This is a genomic window from uncultured Ferrimonas sp. (assembly GCF_947489035.1).
Lineage (GTDB): Bacteria > Pseudomonadota > Gammaproteobacteria > Enterobacterales > Shewanellaceae > Ferrimonas.
Genome location: NZ_CANLCI010000009.1, coordinates 34,040 through 51,677, shown reverse-complemented (window position 1 = coordinate 51,677; position 17,638 = coordinate 34,040). Strand labels below are relative to the sequence as shown.

The 17,638-nt window shown below is 51.8% G+C and carries 15 protein-coding genes; 7 read left to right on the top strand and 8 right to left on the bottom strand.

Annotated features, from left to right (window positions below; genetic code table 11):
* Positions 1-37: 37 nt before the first annotated feature.
* Positions 38-1,456, bottom strand: coding sequence for a PAS domain-containing protein (locus tag Q0796_RS07580; protein ID WP_298441662.1), 1,419 nt, complete (start codon positions 1,454-1,456; stop codon positions 38-40).
* A 323-nt stretch (positions 1,457-1,779) separates the two neighbouring features.
* Between Q0796_RS07580 and Q0796_RS07575 the strand changes: the two genes are divergently transcribed.
* Positions 1,780-2,613 carry a hypothetical protein gene (locus tag Q0796_RS07575; RefSeq protein ID WP_298441661.1) on the top strand — a complete coding sequence of 278 codons (834 nt, stop codon included), beginning with the start codon at positions 1,780-1,782 and terminating at the stop codon, positions 2,611-2,613.
* Here Q0796_RS07575 and Q0796_RS07570 read toward each other — a convergent pair.
* Together Q0796_RS07570 and pdxY are read right to left on the bottom strand one after the other, a co-directional pair.
* Positions 2,610-4,073, bottom strand: coding sequence for a hypothetical protein (locus Q0796_RS07570; protein ID WP_298441659.1), 1,464 nt, complete (start codon positions 4,071-4,073; stop codon positions 2,610-2,612). The two genes, Q0796_RS07575 and Q0796_RS07570, sit on opposite strands and share 4 nt — an antisense overlap.
* A 130-nt stretch (positions 4,074-4,203) precedes the next feature.
* Entirely contained in the window at positions 4,204-5,058 is an 855-nt protein-coding gene (gene pdxY / locus Q0796_RS07565) for a pyridoxal kinase PdxY (protein ID WP_298441657.1), read from the bottom strand.
* 196 nt (positions 5,059-5,254) lie between these two features.
* Here pdxY and Q0796_RS07560 point away from each other — a divergent pair, with 196 nt between their 5' ends.
* Positions 5,255-5,725: an FKBP-type peptidyl-prolyl cis-trans isomerase gene (locus Q0796_RS07560; RefSeq protein ID WP_298441655.1), complete on the top strand. Its 471-nt coding sequence runs from the start codon at positions 5,255-5,257 to the stop codon at positions 5,723-5,725.
* A 65-nt stretch (positions 5,726-5,790) separates the two neighbouring features.
* On the opposite strand, the gene Q0796_RS07555 is transcribed toward Q0796_RS07560, so the two are convergent.
* The 3 genes from Q0796_RS07555 to Q0796_RS07545 form a co-directional block, all read right to left on the bottom strand.
* Positions 5,791-6,201, bottom strand: a complete 411-nt coding sequence (locus tag Q0796_RS07555) for a hypothetical protein (RefSeq protein ID WP_298441654.1) — start codon at positions 6,199-6,201, stop codon at positions 5,791-5,793.
* Between the two features lie 86 nt (positions 6,202-6,287).
* Positions 6,288-7,298, bottom strand: a complete 1,011-nt coding sequence (locus Q0796_RS07550; protein WP_298441653.1) for an acyltransferase family protein — start codon at positions 7,296-7,298, stop codon at positions 6,288-6,290.
* Between the two features lie 219 nt (positions 7,299-7,517).
* Entirely contained in the window at positions 7,518-9,005 is a 1,488-nt protein-coding gene (locus Q0796_RS07545; RefSeq protein WP_298441652.1) for a methyl-accepting chemotaxis protein, read from the bottom strand.
* A 306-nt stretch (positions 9,006-9,311) separates the two neighbouring features.
* On the opposite strand from Q0796_RS07545, the gene pheS reads away from it, so the two are divergent.
* The 3 genes from pheS to Q0796_RS07530 are packed head-to-tail and all read left to right on the top strand — an operon-like array spanning position 9,312 to position 13,009.
* A complete protein-coding gene (gene pheS, locus Q0796_RS07540; protein WP_298441650.1) occupies positions 9,312-10,295 on the top strand; it encodes a phenylalanine--tRNA ligase subunit alpha in 984 nt (327 codons plus the stop codon).
* 13 nt (positions 10,296-10,308) lie between these two features.
* Positions 10,309-12,696, top strand: a complete 2,388-nt coding sequence (pheT, locus tag Q0796_RS07535) for a phenylalanine--tRNA ligase subunit beta (RefSeq protein WP_298441649.1) — start codon at positions 10,309-10,311, stop codon at positions 12,694-12,696.
* A 4-nt stretch (positions 12,697-12,700) separates the two neighbouring features.
* On the top strand, positions 12,701-13,009 hold the full coding sequence (locus tag Q0796_RS07530; protein WP_298441648.1) for an integration host factor subunit alpha: 309 nt from the start codon (positions 12,701-12,703) through the stop codon (positions 13,007-13,009).
* A gap of 117 nt (positions 13,010-13,126) precedes the next feature.
* Here the strand turns inward: Q0796_RS07530 and Q0796_RS07525 are convergent, their stop codons facing one another.
* Positions 13,127-13,882 (bottom strand): hypothetical protein, encoded by a 756-nt coding sequence (locus tag Q0796_RS07525; protein ID WP_298441647.1) that lies wholly within the window; start codon positions 13,880-13,882, stop codon positions 13,127-13,129.
* A gap of 540 nt (positions 13,883-14,422) precedes the next feature.
* Between Q0796_RS07525 and Q0796_RS07520 the strand changes: the two genes are divergently transcribed.
* Together Q0796_RS07520 and Q0796_RS07515 are read left to right on the top strand one after the other, a co-directional pair.
* Positions 14,423-15,394, top strand: a complete 972-nt coding sequence (locus Q0796_RS07520) for a hypothetical protein (RefSeq protein WP_298441645.1) — start codon at positions 14,423-14,425, stop codon at positions 15,392-15,394.
* A complete protein-coding gene (locus Q0796_RS07515) occupies positions 15,395-15,781 on the top strand; it encodes a hypothetical protein (protein WP_298441643.1) in 387 nt (128 codons plus the stop codon). It abuts the gene before it with no gap.
* An 841-nt stretch (positions 15,782-16,622) separates the two neighbouring features.
* Here Q0796_RS07515 and Q0796_RS07510 read toward each other — a convergent pair.
* Positions 16,623-17,600: a transposase gene (locus Q0796_RS07510; protein WP_298441641.1), complete on the bottom strand. Its 978-nt coding sequence runs from the start codon at positions 17,598-17,600 to the stop codon at positions 16,623-16,625.
* Positions 17,601-17,638 lie beyond the last annotated feature (38 nt).

Below are 17,638 nucleotides of genomic sequence, written 5' to 3'. Positions count from 1 at the left end.
GTTTACCGGTAATTTACTGCCATCTTGGCAGCGTAAGTTAATGGTGAAACGTTGGCCGTGGCGCGGGCTGGCAGCGGTAAAGGGGTTGCCGTTTGGGCGTGGTGTGTTTTTCTTGGGGGACTAACACGGTCGCATTTTGCCCCAACAGGGTTTGAGAGGCGTAACCGAGCAAGCGGTGACCCGCGCTATTGAGCTGTAAGATGGTGCCAAATTGATCAATCTGGACAATGCCGACATCGTCAACCTCCATCAGAGTTTGCAGCTTATTTTCGGCATCTTGTACTTTCACTTGCTCTAACCGCAGTGCCTGTTGTTGGCGGTACTGCTCCGTAATATCGATGCTTTGGCCAATCAGCCACGCGGGATCCGTTTCCATCGCCATCGCGGCAACGCACTTGATGTAGCGCATCTCATTATTGTGATTGATCAGGCGCGCGGTAAATTCCATGGTGCTGTGGTGGCGCCGTGCGGCTTCAAATTGGGCTTTAACGTGGTTGATGTCATCGGGGTGTAGTCGCTGATAGAAATCATTGATGTGCAGGTGTTCAGGCAGCTGCTGTAACCCCAAGTGGTGCAGATCCTGTTGTTTCACCTCAAATTCACCACTGTGAACATTGACCTGCCAATGGCATTGCTCCGTAAGTTGGCGGCTTAAATGCAGGCGTTGGCTCAGTTGTTTGCGTTGATGTTGTGCTTGGTGCAACTGTGCTTCACTGGTTTGGTTGGTGGCACCAAGGTGGTTTATTTGCTGTGCCAACGAGGCCAGTAACGACGAACGGTAATTCGCACTCAGTGGGTTGCTGTTGGCGTAACTGCGCTGCCAAATTGTGTCGGTAACCAGCCGCCGCAACGGCTCCGTAAACAGCCATCGTTGCCGTGCGGTAATAACGCTTACCATCAACAGCAGCGCCAGCATAAGCAAGCCAAAGAACAGATGAAAGTGCAGCATGACTTGGGCTCGCAGCGGCGCGGTGTCGAGCCCTAAAATCAGCACCGCATAAACACGTTGGTTATCGAGGGTTTGTGGCATCGCTAAGCGGTTGGTGCTCAGTAAGAGGGATTGCGGTTCTAGGTTGTGCCAGTGGATCAGGTTGCTGCGGCGTTGTTGCTGGCCAAGAGTTAAGACGGTGGATTTGATCGCGCTGGCGTGCTCGGTTTGATTCAGTTGGATGAGTTGGCGTAAGTCTTGACCTGAATAGACCTCAATGATGGCCAAATGCGGATTCGCTTGCAGGGCTTTGAGCTGCTGCAGCCAGTGTTGGTTGCTATCCGCGCGCAAGGTGGAGGCTAACTGGTGCCACTGTGTGCTGATGGTTTTAGCTTGCTGCTGAATAAGGCGTTCAGCCTGCCACCATAAGCCGAGATACAGTAATGCTGATATCAGTGCCGTTAGCATCCACGTCCACAGCGCATTGCGATTGCTGAACTTGCTCAGCAGCCGTTGTTTAGCTGTCATGTCAACTCCCTTTGACCCTTTCTAAAGTGGTTCAAGTGGCGACTGCTCAAAGTGACATGCCCATTCCCAAGCCGTACCCACTTTGCTGCCCTTACAGCGTTATCGTTATTTCGTCATAAAACCGTGGTGCATTGCACCACTATTTGCAGTAACTGTAGGAGGTAATGTTAATTGTTGCCAAATGTTTCTATGGTTAACGTACTGAAATCCAACAGGCTTAGGGCTTGATGAAAATCAGAATTGAGATCAAAACAGACCCAAATTGACCTTGGTGAATTGATCCGCCCGCGGTAGGCTGCAGGGCGAACAGTGTGAGGAACCTTATGAGCAAAATGATCTCGACTTCGGCGTTAGCAAAGCAGCTGAATATCACCAGTAAGTCTTTGTTTTCCCGTTTTGAACGCGCAGGCTACTTGATGCGCTGTGATAACCAATGGGTGCTAACGGCGCTTGGGATCAGCGCGGGTGGGGAAACCACTCTGCATGAAAAATATGGCCGTTATGTAGTGTGGCCGGAAACGCTGTTGTTGGCGGATCCTGCCGAGCTGATCTCCGCCCGAGATTTAGCCGAAAGTGTTGAAATTTCAGAATATGAATTGCGGCAACTGTTGTTGCAGCTGGGGTGGCTAGAGCAGGGTGCCGGTGGCTTGGTGCTAACCCCTGAAGGTCGGCGCACTGGGGCAGGGCAACGTTTGTTCGCCAGTGGCCCAGTGAGCTACTGGCCGCAAGAACTCATTAAGCATAAGGCGTTTAAGCGCGTATTAAATACCTATCTGGCGCTGGATGCAGAAGCCAACTCAACCCACAAATCGGTTAAGGCGTTTCAGCACCGTTTTAATAGCCGCTTTCGTACCATGAGTGGCCACTGGGTGGCGCAATTAAGCCACCTGCGTCTGGCCAACTGGTTGTATCTGCACGAGATTAATTTTGCCTTTGAACAACCGTGGCCCGAGTCCCCTGAATTGGTCTCTGACTTCTTCATCCCGTCGTTGGCGCTTTATATCGAAGTGCTGGCCAGCGAGAACGAAGAGCAGCAACAACGCTTAGCCCAGTTTCAGCAGCATCAACATCACTATTTAGTGCTGACGGAAGCGGAGATCCGCTCTGGCAGCAGCCAACTGATGCCGAAAATGCGCGCCATGGGCCTCAGCTTTTAATCACGAGGTTGGCGTGGGCCAAACTGCAGCTGTAACTGTTGGTAGCTGCAGTGGGGCTGATTTGCGGAGCGCTGCAATTTGCTGGCGCCGTTCACGCGGGCAATCACGCCGTAGGGTTGCTGCTGGTGGCTAAAGTGGCCCAAGCTTTGTTCGGCTAAATTACCGCACAGGGCGTCGGTTAAACCCAGTAACTGGCCGTTATCGGGCAAAACGATCAGCTCGGGCTGATGCTGGGCTCCTCGGGCTTCTTGCTCGCTCTGCTGCAAGAAAGCCACTTCACCGCTGGCTAAGTTAATGGTCTCCCCCGCTTGAGCAAAGCTGCTTTGCCAGCCGTGGTTGCTCGGCAGCGGCTGTGCCAACCACACTCCTTGTCGACCAAGCACGGTCAATTGCCCTTGGGCAATGATGGCCGCACTGTCGTTGCTAAAGCCAAGCAAGGCTCGCGGCGTTTGACTCAGTAAGGCGCGCTGGGGTGCAGTGCTGATCCCAATGTCCGCTTGCTGTGGCGGCGGTGGCAGCAAGCCGCCAAACAGTTCGATGGCGGGGGCGGCGATCGCCACCGAGCCTTGGCGAAAGCGGGTTTGGATCGCTTGCCATGCCAACGTGGGGCTGCCGTCTGCCAAGAGTAACGTTTGCATCAAGTTAGCCGGCTTGCCCGGGGTAAATAGGATCAGTTCGGCCTTGGCAATGTGCTCGGCGGCGCTGGCGGGTTGCTGACATAACCGGCGCTGCTGGGCAAACCGGTGGGGATAAAGGCGCTGACGTGCCAAGCGTAAGTGTTGTTGCTGCACCGCGGTTAAATCGCTGCAGCGATGCCGTTGTTGGGCTTGGGTGAGGCTGCGGTCCAGCCCAAGCCACTGGGCCTTGGGAAACAGATCTAAAAACCGATCGGCGCTGTCGTATGGTGCATCACTGGCTGCGGTCACAATCAGAATGCGGCTGGGATCGGAAGCCATGGCGGCAATGGCGTTGATGATGTCGACGCTGGCTGGGTTGTGGCTGGCCTCAAGCCAAGCGCGTTCTTGCAGGCGCTGACCATAACGATCCGTTTGCGGCTCGCTTAATAATTGCTGCACCGCTTGCCACTCAGCACGAGATAACGTAGCCAGCCACGGTTGCAGCTGTGGCTGTTGCTGCAGTTGCGCTGCGGTCAGAGAGAGTAATGGCAATTGAGCGGTAATGCTGGCGTGGCTGCTGGCTAAGGCGTGTTGATCGCCCAACTGCAGTGCTTCGAGCTGAAGGAACCGCTCGGCAGTAAGCGTTAACGGTTGTTGTCGTTTGCTTTGTGCGACGGCGAGGCGGTCGAGCTGATTCCGTTGGCATTGTTCCATGGCCATGCTGCTGCACAGTGGCAAGGCACCGCCGTACAGCAAGAGCGGCGCTGGAGCGGCGTGAGCGACAGTGGTGATGGCATAACACAGCCACAACGGCAAAAAACGAAGCAATCTTAGCGGTAACATCACAGGCAACAAAACAATAACTTGTGCCGGCATTAGAGCAGAACTTCGGGGCTAGGAACAGCGTGCCCTCGGGCTTGGGCTGAACAGGGCTTGCCTTAGGTATGGCGGCAAGCCCGTGGTAAGTCGCGTGTTAAATGGCGCGGGCTTCAACCAGCAAGCTCGGGGTCACCAGTTCGTGTTGCGCGGGGATCAACTGCAATTCGCGACTGCCGCTGTCGTGGGTGAGTTTAAACAAGCCATACATCGCTGCGGCAACGTGCTCTAGTGCCAGTTTCAGATCCTGACACTGCAGGTATTTGGCCAAGAACAGTGCCGTGGTGGCATCACCAGAGCCATTCATTGGGGTCGGGAACGTTAAGAGTGGTGCGCTGACCAGCCACGCTTGCTCAGCGGTGACCGCCAACATCTCAATGGTGTCTGCGGCGACGTCATCACGCACTAGGCTGGTGATCAGTACGATTTTAGGCCCTTGGGCTAACAAGTTGCGCGCTGCATAAACCGCGGAGTCCAGATCGCAGATGTTCAGGCCGGTTAAGAATTCGGCCTCAAAGTGGTTGGGGGTGATGATGTCGGCATGCTGGATCACTTGATCGCGAAAATGCTCCGGCACCCCAGGGCGCACAAAGATGCCCCTGTCGGTATCGCCAATCACCGGATCACAGCAGTACAGCGCCCGTGGGTTTGCTGCTTTTACCTTGGCCACCGCGGCCAAAATGGTATCGGCCATCTCTGGCGCGCCCATGTAACCAGACAAAACCGCATCGCAGGTTGGCAGCACGTCCCGCTCTTCAATGCCGCTGATCACCTCTGCCACGGTTTCTGGGCTGAACATTGGCCCCTTCCAACTGCCGTGACCGGTGTGGTTGGAAAACATAACGGTGTGTACCGGCCACACATTCAATCCCATGCGCTGCAGTGGGAATACCGCCGATGCATTACCAGCATGACCGTAAGCAACGTGTGATTGAATTGATAAGATATTCATAGCAAAACTCTTTTTCATATATTACCGCTTGTTGTAGCAGAAAATAGGCAGTGGCACGACCGCAGGATCGCCACCGATTAACCTAGATCGCACTCAACCGTTCAAAAGCTGTTCAAGATGTTGAGTTTGGCTACTGTTGCCGATCTCAGCCATTTGTTAGAGTGGCGTTCTAACGCATTATTGGGATTGGATTGTAGTGAAAGTAATCATTGCCGTTGTCATTATTGTGCTGAGCTTATTGCTGCTGCAGCGTTCAATGAACAACAAAAAAACTGCGATAAAAAACATCGAACTAGGGGCTGATTTTTTGGCCACAAATGGCCAACGTGAACAGGTAACGGTTACCGCAACGGGGCTGCAATATGAGGTGCTTAACGCCGGTACGGGAGAACGCCATCCCGGGGTAAAAGACAAAGTAACCGTGCATTACCACGGCACCTTAATCGACGGCACAGTGTTTGATAGCTCGGTTGATCGCGGTCAACCGGCCAGCTTCCGTTTGAACCAAGTGATTAAGGGCTGGACCGAAGGCGTACAAACCATGGTTGTGGGCCAGAAAAACCGCTTTTATGTGCCAGCCAGTTTAGGCTACGGCCAGCGTGGGGTGGGCAGCATTCCGGCCGGTTCGGTACTGATTTTTGACGTTGAACTGCTGAACGTTGAATAAAGCCTGAGCCTAGAACCAAAAAAAACGCCTCGGATCTCCGAGGCGTTTTTGTTGCTGCTGCTGGCCTAGCTGCCTGCTAACACCAGCTGCTGACAAGGCTCGCGGTATTGCTGCATCAGCGGCCCTAATTGATCTGGGCTGGGTAATTGCGCCAGCAGTTGCTGTTTGCTGGCTTCAATCAGTTGCTGCGCCCCAGCGGCATCGATTTGGCGTTCTAATCGCGCTTGGGTGTTCAACCCAGATGCCGCCAATCTATCCGCCACCGCCGCCATGCGCTGTACGCCCATGCGCTTAATGGTGCCCGAACTGATCTGGTAATAGGCGGTGCATTGGGCTAATAACTGCGCTTGCGGTGAGACTTCGCTGGCCGCTGGGGCGGTGCTGCTTTGCTGTGACGACATCGCCATCATGGTCCAAGCCGCAATGGCTAAGCCACCGATAATCAGCACGACAGTAATGATGCTGCCCTTGTTCATGGTTCTCTCCTTTTAACCGTGGTTCGTTGTTATGGCTAAAGCATGACGGTAAACGCCGTGATTGGCGAATCTATTTCGAATCCCAGTTAAGGCACTAATTGTTTGATAATTGGTATTTTGCTTACGGCTGCGACCAGCAGCCATGACAGCAGCAACACCATAACGCTGAGCAGTGGAATGGCAAGTAAAGGGTGGCCAAACCAGTGGTAGACGCCGTTGTCGATGGGGCGGATGGGGATCAGCAACAGTGGGTGCAGCAGGTAGATCCCCAAACTGTAGCGCGACAGCGATAAAATTGGGCGGTGCAGTGCCCGTGATACGCGGTAGCCATAACGTTGGGCAAGCACAAACACCATGGCCGCGATCAAGGCGGTATTCAGGGTTTTGTAGCTCATGTATTTGGCGCTGTAACCGCCTTTAAGCTCGGCCGCCCAGCCGCTGCCAACCACGTTGACCAACAGCATCACGCCACCCAAACCGAGCCACCAACGCCAATATTGCCGCTGTTGGTGTAAAAACCAACCCAGCAACAGATAGCCGCTGTACAGCAATAGGTTGATCCGCAGTGGGGTGTCTATCCGCAACCACTGGGTTAGGGTTAGCAGCAGCCACGCCACCAGCAGCAGTTTGATCTGCTCGGTGCTCATCTTCGCCAGTAGTGCGCCCAGCAATGGGATCACGAAATAAAGCGGAATGAAGTCGTAGAAAAACCACAGATGATACCAGCTGGGGCTTTTGGGCAGGGCCAGTATGGCGTCCCAGGTGTGCTGCCAGTCGCCACTTTGCCCGCCGCTAATCAGGCAGTAAATGAGGCTCCAAGCAAGAAAAGGCACCACCACTTTAGCCACACGACGCTGCAGATAGCGTTGGGCGTTCAGTGGGGTAGAGGGGAACAACAACAGCGCGCCGCTGAGCATAATAAATACCGGCACTGCCCAGCGGGAAACCGCATTGATGGCGGTTGCACTGAACCATTGGTGCTGGGGAACCACCCCATACAATTCTCGCCACGGGCCTAATACGTGGATCATCACTACCGCAAAGGCCGCCACAACGCGCAGCAAGTGAAAATAAAAAATATCTTTTGATTCAGTCATTAACACAACAGCAGCAGCCACAGGTGAGTTGATGTTAGCAGATGGCAGTGGTGCTTACGCGACTAATTGAAACGCTGGCAAAGGGGGCGGTTGTAAGGAATATACGCGCGTTCGCCGCTCGCAGAACGCAATAACCGTGGCACGGTGGCGGCGGTAGAGACTAAAACTCAGCCAAGAAAAAGCCGCCCGTAGGCGGCGAATAAGGCAAACGCAGAAACGTTATACTTTCAGGCAGCCTAAGTTACTGCTGAGGGTATCGGCGGTATGACCAACGGTGTCGGATGCTTGTTTCGAGTTTTGCGCCGCCACTTCCAATTCGTGGGACTCGTTGCGGATCTGCATCAAGTTACCGGCGATCTCGTTGGCAACGGCACTTTGCTGTTCTGCCGCAGTGGCGATCTGGGTGCTCATGTTAAACACCATGTCAGAGTGGCTGGCCATTTGGCCGAGCTCTTTGCCGGCCATCGACACCTGTTCGCGGCCATTTTCGGCCAAGGCCACGGTGTTGGTCATGATTTGATCCAGCGATTGCATCCCGCCTTGCAGCTCTTCAATCATCTGCTGGATCTCAACCGTCGCCTGCTGAGTGCGACCAGCTAACGAGCGAACTTCGTCGGCCACCACCGCAAAACCACGGCCTTGTTCACCGGCTCGGGCTGCTTCAATGGCGGCATTCAGCGCCAACAAATTGGTTTGCTCAGAGATGGCGTTAATGGTGGTTACCACATCGTCAATGCGGGCGGCGTTGGTGTTCACCTGAGACACCGCCGCAGAGGCGTTATGCACGTCAGCAACCAGCTGACCAATGCTGCCAATGGTGCTGTCGATCTGGGCTAAGCCGCGCTCGGCATCGGTTTTTGCCTGCTGGGTTTCTTGGTTGGTTTGTTCGGCGTGACTGGCCACTTCGTGCACCGTGGCCGTCATCTCTTCCATCGCCGTTGCCAAGTTATCCAAATGCTTACGCTGATTGATGGAGAGGGTGCTGCTGTTGTCGGAGTCCGACTTCAACGTGAACGCGGCGTCTTGCAGTTTACGGGCTACGTCAAGCAGGTTGGTAACCACGGTGCGACGTGTGCCAATCAGCTTGTCGATGTTATCGGCCAAGGGCTTAAAGTCATCGCGACCATCGAGGAAGCCAAGGCTTACGGTAAGATCGTTGGCGGACGCTTGCTCCATGACGCTGATCATCACCTCCACAGCACCTTGGATGTAACTGCGAATTTTATAGGCCGCAAAAAAACTGATTAAGATCGTTACCACCAGCAGCACCAGCAACAATTGATGATCCGCTAAAGATTGCTTCAAAGTAACGACGTCGGTGCGTAGATACAGGTAATGGCTATTGCCAACGCTGCGACTGACCACCAGCTGGTTGCCGCTGTGGCTTGGGGGCGCGCCGGCTTGTCGGTTTAGGCTACTGCCGTCGTTTGGGGCCAAGCCGCCGCCAATAATGCTGCTGCCCAATTGGCTGATCTGCTGCGGATCCAAGGTGGCAATTAATGGCGCCATGCTTTGGCTTAGCTGCTCAACCTGAGCGGTTAGGTTGCGTTCAGCCAATGCGTTGGTTTGCGTGACTTGCTCATTCAATAAAAACGCAGTGAACGCCATCAGCGCCACAATCGGGCCAAGCGAGATCAGCAATAGTTTCTCGCGAATGGTCATTTTTAGCAGAATAGTGTTCCAAAACCCGATTTTGGCGTCGCTCATTGGTGATTTCTTCTTATCGATAGCGGATGTGATTTGTGTACGGCGCAGGTTGCGGGAAGTTGAATAAAAATTAAAGCAGACGAAAAGTAATTGTGATCTGGATCGCGACAAACTGCGTGAAGAGATCGTTGCGATCACTTTTGGCTCAAGATTGGTCAACAATGCAACAGGCGCTACACTTTTGTGTCTACTTCCACTAGCGGAAGGTCAGATCGGACTTTTTCTGGCGGCCTTGATACAGTAGTATTTCAACCCTTTATCACACTTGTGACGAACTAATCAGTCGGATCGGTACCGAGAATAAAAATGCAGCAATTAGCAGATATCGTTGCTCAGGCTCTGGAAGCTATCGAAGCAACCAATGACCTGAAGGCATTGGATGAGATCCGGGTTAACTACCTGGGTAAGAAAGGCGGCATCACCGCCTTGATGAAATCCTTAGGTCAACTGTCCGCGGAAGAACGTCCGGCGGCAGGACAAAAAATTAACGCAGGCAAGCAGCAGGTGCAGCAAGCGTTAAACGCGCGCATCGAAGCAATGCAAACCGAAGCGCTGAACGCCAAACTGGCGGCAGAATCGGTTGACGTGACCCTACCCGGTCGCAAGCTGGCTACCGGTGGCGTGCACCCAGTAAACCGCACCATTGAACGCATCGAAGCGTTCTTTGCGGATCTGGGTTTTGAAGTGGCTGCTGGCCCAGAAATCGAAGATGGTTTCCATAACTTCGATGCGCTGAACATTCCAGCGCACCACCCAGCTCGCACCGATCACGACACCTTCTTCTTTAACCCTGATCTGATGCTGCGTACCCACACCAGTGGTGTGCAGATCCGAACCATGGAAAAGCAGCAGCCGCCAATTCGCATCATCTGCCCTGGCCGAGTTTACCGTAACGATTACGATCAAACTCACACGCCAATGTTCCATCAGGTTGAAGGCCTGTTGATTGCAGAAAATGTGGCGTTCACCGAACTTAAAGGTGTGTTGTACGATTTCCTGCGTAACTTCTTTGAAGAAGACTTAGAAGTGCGTTTCCGTCCTTCTTACTTCCCCTTCACCGAACCTTCTGCGGAAGTGGACGTGCGCCGTAAAGGCGATAAATGGCTGGAAGTACTGGGCTGTGGCATGGTGCACCCGAAGGTGCTGGAATCCGTGGGCATTGATCCAGAGAAATACTCTGGCTTCGCCTTCGGCATGGGCGTAGAACGCCTGACCATGTTGCGCTACGGCGTCAACGATCTGCGCGCGTTCTTCGAGAACGACCTGCGTTTCTTGAAGCAGTTCCAGTAAGAGGGGATCGAAAATGAAATTCAGTGAATCTTGGCTACGCGAGTGGGCCAACCCATCCCTGACGACCGAAGAACTGTCCGAGCAGATCTCAATGGCAGGCTTGGAAGTGGACGGCGTCGAGCCAGTAGCGGCGGAATTTACCGGCGTTAAAATCGGCCAAGTGGTTGAGTGCGGTCAGCACCCAGATGCAGACAAACTGCAGGTGACCAAAGTAGACATCGGCGCCGATGAACTGCTGGACATCGTCTGTGGTGCAGCCAACTGTCGTTTGGGCCTGAAAGTGGCGGTGGCCACCGTTGGTGCCGTATTGCCAGGCGGCTTCAAAATCAAGAAAGCCAAACTGCGTGGTCAGCCATCACACGGCATGCTGTGCTCCTTTACCGAGCTGGGCATCGACGTTGAATCTGACGGCATCATGGAGTTACCAGAAGCGGCGGTACTGGGTACCGACATTCGTGACTTCCTGCAGCTAAACGATAACGCCATCGAAGTGGATCTGACCCCAAACCGTGCTGACTGTTTAGGGTTGAACGGCTTGGCGCGCGAAGTGGGCGTACTGAACCGCATCGCCGTTAACGAACCCGAAGTGGCTGCCGTAGCCAACAGCATCGATGCCGTACACGGCATTCGCGTTGCGGCTCCAGAGCACTGCCCACGTTACCAAGGTCGTGTAATCAAAAACGTAAACGTGAAAGCCGCCACCCCATTGTGGATGCAAGAGCGTTTACGTCGCAGCGGCATTCGCAGCATCGATCCGATTGTCGACATTACCGCCTACGTAATGTTGGAACTGGGTCAACCGATGCACGCGTTTGATTTGGCTAAGCTGAGCGGCGACATCCAAGTACGGATGCCAGCGGCGGGCGAAAAGCTGACCCTGCTTGATGGCAACGAAGTGGCACTGCGCGACGACACCTTGTTGATCGCCGACGACAACGGCCCACTGGCATTAGCGGGTATTTTCGGTGGTCAAGACAGCGGCGTAACCGTTGAAACCAACGACGTACTGTTGGAATGTGCCTTCTTCAACCCACTGTCGATCATCGGCAAAGCCCGTTCTTACGGTCTGCATACTGATGCCTCCCACCGCTTTGAGCGGGGTGTTGATCCCCAGCTGCAAACCAAAGCGATGGAACGTGCCACGGCACTGATCATCGAAGTGTGTGGTGGTGAAGCGGGCCCCGTTGCGGAAGTGAAATCGGACGCACACCTGCCACAGCAAGCCACCATCACCTTACGCCGCACCAAGCTTGATAGCTTGCTGGGTCACGTGATCAGCGACGAAGACGTAGAGCAGATCCTAACTCGCTTAGGCTGCACCGTAACGGCTCAAGCCGATGGCTGGCAAGCCGTTGCTCCAAGCTGGCGCTTCGACATGGAGATCGAGCAAGACTTGATCGAAGAAGTGGCGCGCATTTACGGCTACAACAACATCCCGAACTTGGCCCCAGTGGCGAAGTTGCAGATGACCGATCACCAAGAAGCGCGGCTGCCACTGGCACGAGTGCGTAGCTTGATGGTTGACCGTGGTTTCCAAGAAGCGATCACCTACAGCTTTGTTGATCCTAAGCTGCAAGAGCGCCTGCACCCAGGTGAAGAAGCACTGATCCTGCCAAACCCTATCAGCTCTGAAATGTCGGCAATGCGTTTGTCGCTGTGGACTGGCCTGTTGGGCGCGGTTGCGCACAACCAAGCGCGCCAACAAGGCCGAGTGCGTTTCTTTGAAACCGGCCTGCGCTTTATCCCACAGCAAGCGGCGGAAAACGGCATGCGTCAGGAGCCAATGTTGGCTGCTGTGATTGCGGGTAACCAAACCGATGAACATTGGGACATGACCGCCAACACCGTTGATTTCTTCGATTTGAAGGGTGATCTGGAAGCGGTAATGGGCTTAACCAATGACGTGCATCAGTTCAGCTTCCGTCCGGCTGCTCACCCAGCGCTGCACCCAGGCCAAACTGCCGAGATCCTGAAAGGGGACGAAGTGGTTGGTTTGATCGGAGCGATCCACCCTCAGCACGAGAAAAAGCTGGGCTTGAATGGTCGCACCGTGGTGTTTGAGATTGCTCAGTCGGCCATCATCGAACGTCGTCTGCCTAAAGCGGCAGCGGTTTCCAAGTTCCCGGCTAACCGCCGTGACATTGCGGTTGTTGTTGCAGAGCAAATTGGTGCCGGTGATGTTGAGAAAATGATAAGAAAAGTTGGCGGAAATCAGTTGGTTGGCGTAAACTTATTCGACGTATACACTGGTAAAGGCGTTGCTGACGGTCATAAAAGTCTGGCAATCGCTCTAACTTTACAAGCAGTTGACCGTACTCTTGAAGAGAAAGAGATTGCCGATACTGTCGATCACATCGTGACAACGCTGCAATCAGAATTCAACGCACAGTTGAGGGACTGAAAACATGGCTCTAACCAAAGCCGATATGGCAGAACTCCTTATTGAGGAATTGAAGCTGCATAAACGTGACGCCAAGGACCTGGTGGAATCTTTTTTTGAAGAGATCCGGCTCGCCTTGGAATGCGGTGAGCAGGTGAAACTGTCCGGTTTTGGGAACTTCGATCTTAGGGAAAAGACTGAACGGCCCGGACGGAATCCAAAAACGGGCGAAGATATCCCAATCTCTGCTCGCCGTGTTGTGACCTTTCGCCCGGGGCAAAAATTAAAAGCCCGGATTGAAGAGTCAGAAGAATTGCACGGCGACAAAAGCTGACATTGATACGAAAACGCCGCCCCTCGGGGCGGCGTTTTTTTATGTCGATACAAGGTAAATCAGCAGGTTAATGGATGGCGTAAATGCCTTTTGCTGTATCACCATTCGGTCAGGCTGTTAATCCATCGACAGTTCGTCGGATTTTACGTAAATCGTCGATTCACTGGACTGGAAATGTTTGCTCCAGCGTTCCAATAACTCCATCGCCTTGTCTTCCGATTTCATCTGCTTGCCCAAGCGTTCAGCAAACCCCGGTTTCTCTGGCTCCATGTCGGCCCAATCGGTAAAAGGGAACACCAAGTTCAGTTCAGATTGACCACCAATCCCCCAGCTCCAGCTCCAATACTCTGGCCATTCCATCGCTTTTGCGGCATCACTAATGGCTTTCATGTCGGCGCGGATCCCTTGGCCGTGACCCTGTTTCGGTTTCAGCGAGACCACTTCGAAGTAGCGGAAACCGGGATCTTCTTCCGGCCAATGGCTGTTCTCAAAATCGACTTCGGCCAGATAGTGCGACACATGGGCCACGCTGTCGCCAACGTTCGCCTGCCAATGGTCGCCAGTTTTGGCCTCGATTGACCAGTCACGATAACTGTCCATCTCTTTCCATTCGAAACAACATGCGCGGATCACGTAATGATTAAGGTGATCCCCAACCGCTGGCGTGAAAATCTGCCACTTGCGCGGATCATTCTTACTTTTTCGATACTCAACGTGCTTTTTCAGCGCCAGCTCAAACGCTTGCTGTTGGCCTTTTTCGGGGGTGATCACCCACATGTCCGCAAGCTCTTTGGCACTGACTTTGGCGCTTATCGCCATCACCAAAGCCACTAGGGTAGTTAAAACAATGTTTAGGGTTGTTGTCAGACGCATGCCTTCCTCCTAAGACGCAGCGAAAACGCCGTTCAGTGTGGCAAAGGAATCAGCACCGTGACGGGTTAATCGCGATGTTGTGTTACCAAAAGGCGTCAGAGATCCGCAACAGCTTGGGGGAAGTGGCGAACATTCAGGGGGTTAGCCATAGTTTCTGGCAACGACGGACTCGCAACGGCGGACTCGCAACGGCGGATCAGTGGTTAATAGAGGGGCCAGACTGGTATTGACTTGTCGTTGGCCGCGTTCGGTTCGCGATCCAATCATGGCACCGTAATCGTCAGTGTTATCGCCGCCAAATGCTGTGTTTATGTGCTGTTCGACTGCTGTTCGACTGCTGTTCTTCAGTAATAGGATCTCCGTCTTCTTTTTCGACCAAAGCGGCACTTGGGTTGAGCGGAATTCAGAGGTAATCTATTGATTATGTTGACGGATATAATTATCACCAAAGAATAACATTGTGTTAAAGATGCCAATCGTGATTGTAATACTAGAGACATTGGCATCGTAATAAGCTGTTAGTTTTTATTAGAGGTTTAGATGTCCCAAGATTTAGTTTTAAAGCAAATCCTATTAACAAAGCTGAACAATGTATTGAACCCGAATTATGTTAATAAAATTATATTGTTAACATTTACCCTAGGGGCGACTTTAATTGGAAAAAATCTTTTAATTGAGCTTTTGTTATCTTTGGAGCTGATTACACGTGACTTTGTGCTTAAAGTGCAACTGTCTGATGGAGCGAGTATTACAGTTTTCTACGTAGGTGTGTTGTTTGTGCTTGTTTCACTTTGGCTGTTCTACAAAGCCCATTTTGAACAACGTGATAAAAGTCGTAAGCAGTTTGGTTCTCTAAAGAAAGCCACACCAACATTAATAAAATTAATGGAAGAAAATGAGCGTGTATTTAAAGAGTGTGGTCCTAATTCATCTCAACACAATCAAGAAGAACTGCGTATGGAGTTTTCTGTGTGGGACAATGCTAAATTAGAGATTATTTTACCTAATAATGCGAAAATCTATCAGATAATCAGCACTATAAAGAGATTCACTCCTGTAGAAAAACGCATTATCGACAAAATGAAATCACATATTGAGCACTTTAAGGTCCATATTGAAAAAGGCGACATTGATTATTCCAACCACCAGTTTCCACAAGAGTTTTCTGACCTAATTTATAGCTATAAGAAAATAAGTAAAGCTCATCTACGTAGAAAAGAAAAATTGTCTGGTTGGTTGCAGAGTGAACTCTCAGGGTTGGATTTGGAAAGTGTGTATCTGTTTGGTAGCTTTTTGTACAACGAAAACTATCATGATGTAGATGTTTTAATAAAAACCAACTCATCTACTTTTGTAGGCATCAAAGAAGTGGCAAATCAACTCAAAGGTATTGTGGATAAGTGTAAAACAGAGAAAGGTGAAAGTTTGCATCTTTCTGTATTTAGTGACATAGAGAAAGAAAGCTACCTTTCTTTCAAGAGCAAAATTAAAAATTTGGAACAGGTAATTTAAATGGGAAAATATCTACACCCTTCTATCCTGCCATTCTGGGAAAGAGCTTTAAACAATCATTCTAACGTTGCGTCGTGGGAAAGAGTTCCAGACCCGTCGGATTATATCTATAGAGTTACACGCGTAAGAGGCGGAGACATATTGATCCTTGCTTCGGATTGTTACCGCTACAGTCTTACTGATTTCTTCACTAGAAATGAACACATTGGTGAAGGGGCTATGATTTACATGGCGAAGCCTGAATCAAACTATTGCCTTGAAGTAGCTGACGCTAGCAAAGAAGAGCATGTAACTATTGGTATGCTTGGTGAAATACTCGGAGCCTTAAATATAGATTCACACTGGAATTGGGAATCAAGAGACAGAAAAGAACGTCGTAAAAGATAAAAACTAACAATCTGTTTAAGAGTGATTCGCAACGCTTGGCACTTTTGCTATGCGTTGCGTTTAGTGTTTAAGGTGGTATGCGGAAGCATTTAACTAGACACCCACTTTAGTGGAAGTCGTTCGACCATCGCGGCATCTGCACTGTTTGTTGAGGTTGTTGGTGCTTGTTGGGGGCAGTCTGAGCTGATTTTTAGTTGGAAAGGCGCTGTTTGGGGGCTTGTTAGGAAGGAACAGTGAAATTCAGGCAGCACCAAGTTTCCCAGCTGGGCGGAAGCATAGTATTAAATAGACACCCACTTTAGTGGAAGTCGTTCGACCATCGCGGCATCTGCACTGTTTGTTGAGGTTGTTGGTGCTTGTTGGGGGCAGTCTGAGCTGATTTTTAGTTGGAAAGGCGCTGTTTAGGGGCTTTGTTAGGAAGGATCAGTGAAATTCAGGCAGCACCAAGTTTCCCGGCTGGGCGAAAGCATTAATCCTCAGGGTGTGAAAGAAGGCTAGCCGAACAGCCGTTTGGCGTTGCCGCTGCCTCGAATTCGTTGGCTGTTATCGTGCTGGCGACAGCATTGCAGTGCCGTTAATCTCCCAGCCGTACCGTTAATCTCCCAGCCAAGCCAGAGAACTGACAGCTTAACTAGACACCCATTTTAATCTAAGCAGAACGACCATCGCGGCATCTGCACTGTTTGTTGGTGTCATTGGTGCTTGTTGGGGGCAGTCTAAGCTGATTTTTAGTTGGAAAGGCGCTGTTTGGGGGCTTTGTTAGGAAGGATCAGTGAAATTCAGGCAGCACCAAGTTTCCCGGCTGGGCGAAAGCATTAATCCTCAGGAGTGTGAAAGAAGGCTAACCGAACAGCCGTTTGGCGTTACCGCTGCCTCGAATTCGTTGGCTGTTATCGTGCTGGCGACAGCATTTCAGTGCCGTTAATCTCCCCGCCAAGCCAGAGAACTGATACTCAAACCCTTGGGTTAGCTCTAGCCAGTTTTCAACATCAATCCTGAGCCGTGTTAGCAGGGCATCGCAGCTTGACGGAATGTGGCCTGCTTTGTCGTCACGGATGGCGCGACCTGTGAATTCAATCAGTTCCAAGTATTGATTTAGGTGGCAGGGTAGCTGTTCCGGTTCACCTTGGTTGGAATCAAACGATTTAAGTTTGGTTGGCTGAGTCCCTTTGATTGCGGCCTTAATGCGCTGACGAATGCTAGTGTACTGGGACTCTTCCGGCGTTTTCGCCATCTGTGCACGAATAGGGTTTAAATCCACGTAAGCCATGCACGACAGCAAGGCTTGTTCATCCAATAGCGCTTGTGATTTGAAGCGTCCCTCCCAAAACCGACCCGTACAGCCATCTTCTTTATTCGCTTGTCGGGCGATGTACTCATTTAAGCTGCGCATAAACCAGCTGATGTCGGTTAGGCGCTGTCGGTACAGTTCTACTAGGCGTTCAACTTGGTGCAGTTCGCCACTGCTCAGGTTTTCTCTTTCTTCTTCAACGCAATACAGCTGGGTTAAGCGGGTTCCAGCAAACATCTGATGCCAACGGTTCAGCACCGCTTCGGCATCCCACTGCTGGGCACGGGTTGCATCAACGTGCAGGACCACATGGGTGTGGTTACTCATGATGGCATAAGCACAAATTTCGATGGCGAAGGTGTCGGTAAGTGCCAGCAGCCGCTGTTCGATCCAGTCGCGGCGGTGTTCGTAGCTTTTGCCGCTGTAACTGTCTATTCCACACAGAAAACTGCGCCGCACGCAACGGCTGATGCAGTGATAGTACGGAGTGTCTTGCAGGCTAACTTGATGCTTTCGTGCTCTTGGCATGGCCTCGTCCTTGATATGACTAAAAACCAAGCTTAGAA

What these genes read in the sequence shown, in the direction of transcription:
- Q0796_RS07545 (WP_298441652.1), bottom strand. Translation starts at nt 9,005, where the DNA reads ATGAGCGACGCCAAAATCGGGTTTTGGAACACTATTCTGCTAAAAATG.
- Q0796_RS07570 (WP_298441659.1), bottom strand. Translation starts at nt 4,073, where the DNA reads ATGTTACCGCTAAGATTGCTTCGTTTTTTGCCGTTGTGGCTGTGTTAT.
- Q0796_RS07525 (WP_298441647.1), bottom strand. Translation starts at nt 13,882, where the DNA reads ATGCGTCTGACAACAACCCTAAACATTGTTTTAACTACCCTAGTGGCT.
- pheS (WP_298441650.1), top strand. Translation starts at nt 9,312, where the DNA reads ATGCAGCAATTAGCAGATATCGTTGCTCAGGCTCTGGAAGCTATCGAA.
- Q0796_RS07520 (WP_298441645.1), top strand. Translation starts at nt 14,423, where the DNA reads ATGTCCCAAGATTTAGTTTTAAAGCAAATCCTATTAACAAAGCTGAAC.
- Q0796_RS07555 (WP_298441654.1), bottom strand. Translation starts at nt 6,201, where the DNA reads ATGAACAAGGGCAGCATCATTACTGTCGTGCTGATTATCGGTGGCTTA.
- Q0796_RS07575 (WP_298441661.1), top strand. Translation starts at nt 1,780, where the DNA reads ATGAGCAAAATGATCTCGACTTCGGCGTTAGCAAAGCAGCTGAATATC.
- Q0796_RS07550 (WP_298441653.1), bottom strand. Translation starts at nt 7,298, where the DNA reads ATGACTGAATCAAAAGATATTTTTTATTTTCACTTGCTGCGCGTTGTG.
- Q0796_RS07515 (WP_298441643.1), top strand. Translation starts at nt 15,395, where the DNA reads ATGGGAAAATATCTACACCCTTCTATCCTGCCATTCTGGGAAAGAGCT.
- Q0796_RS07580 (WP_298441662.1), bottom strand. Translation starts at nt 1,456, where the DNA reads ATGACAGCTAAACAACGGCTGCTGAGCAAGTTCAGCAATCGCAATGCG.
- pheT (WP_298441649.1), top strand. Translation starts at nt 10,309, where the DNA reads ATGAAATTCAGTGAATCTTGGCTACGCGAGTGGGCCAACCCATCCCTG.
- Q0796_RS07530 (WP_298441648.1), top strand. Translation starts at nt 12,701, where the DNA reads ATGGCTCTAACCAAAGCCGATATGGCAGAACTCCTTATTGAGGAATTG.
- pdxY (WP_298441657.1), bottom strand. Translation starts at nt 5,058, where the DNA reads ATGAATATCTTATCAATTCAATCACACGTTGCTTACGGTCATGCTGGT.
- Q0796_RS07510 (WP_298441641.1), bottom strand. Translation starts at nt 17,600, where the DNA reads ATGCCAAGAGCACGAAAGCATCAAGTTAGCCTGCAAGACACTCCGTAC.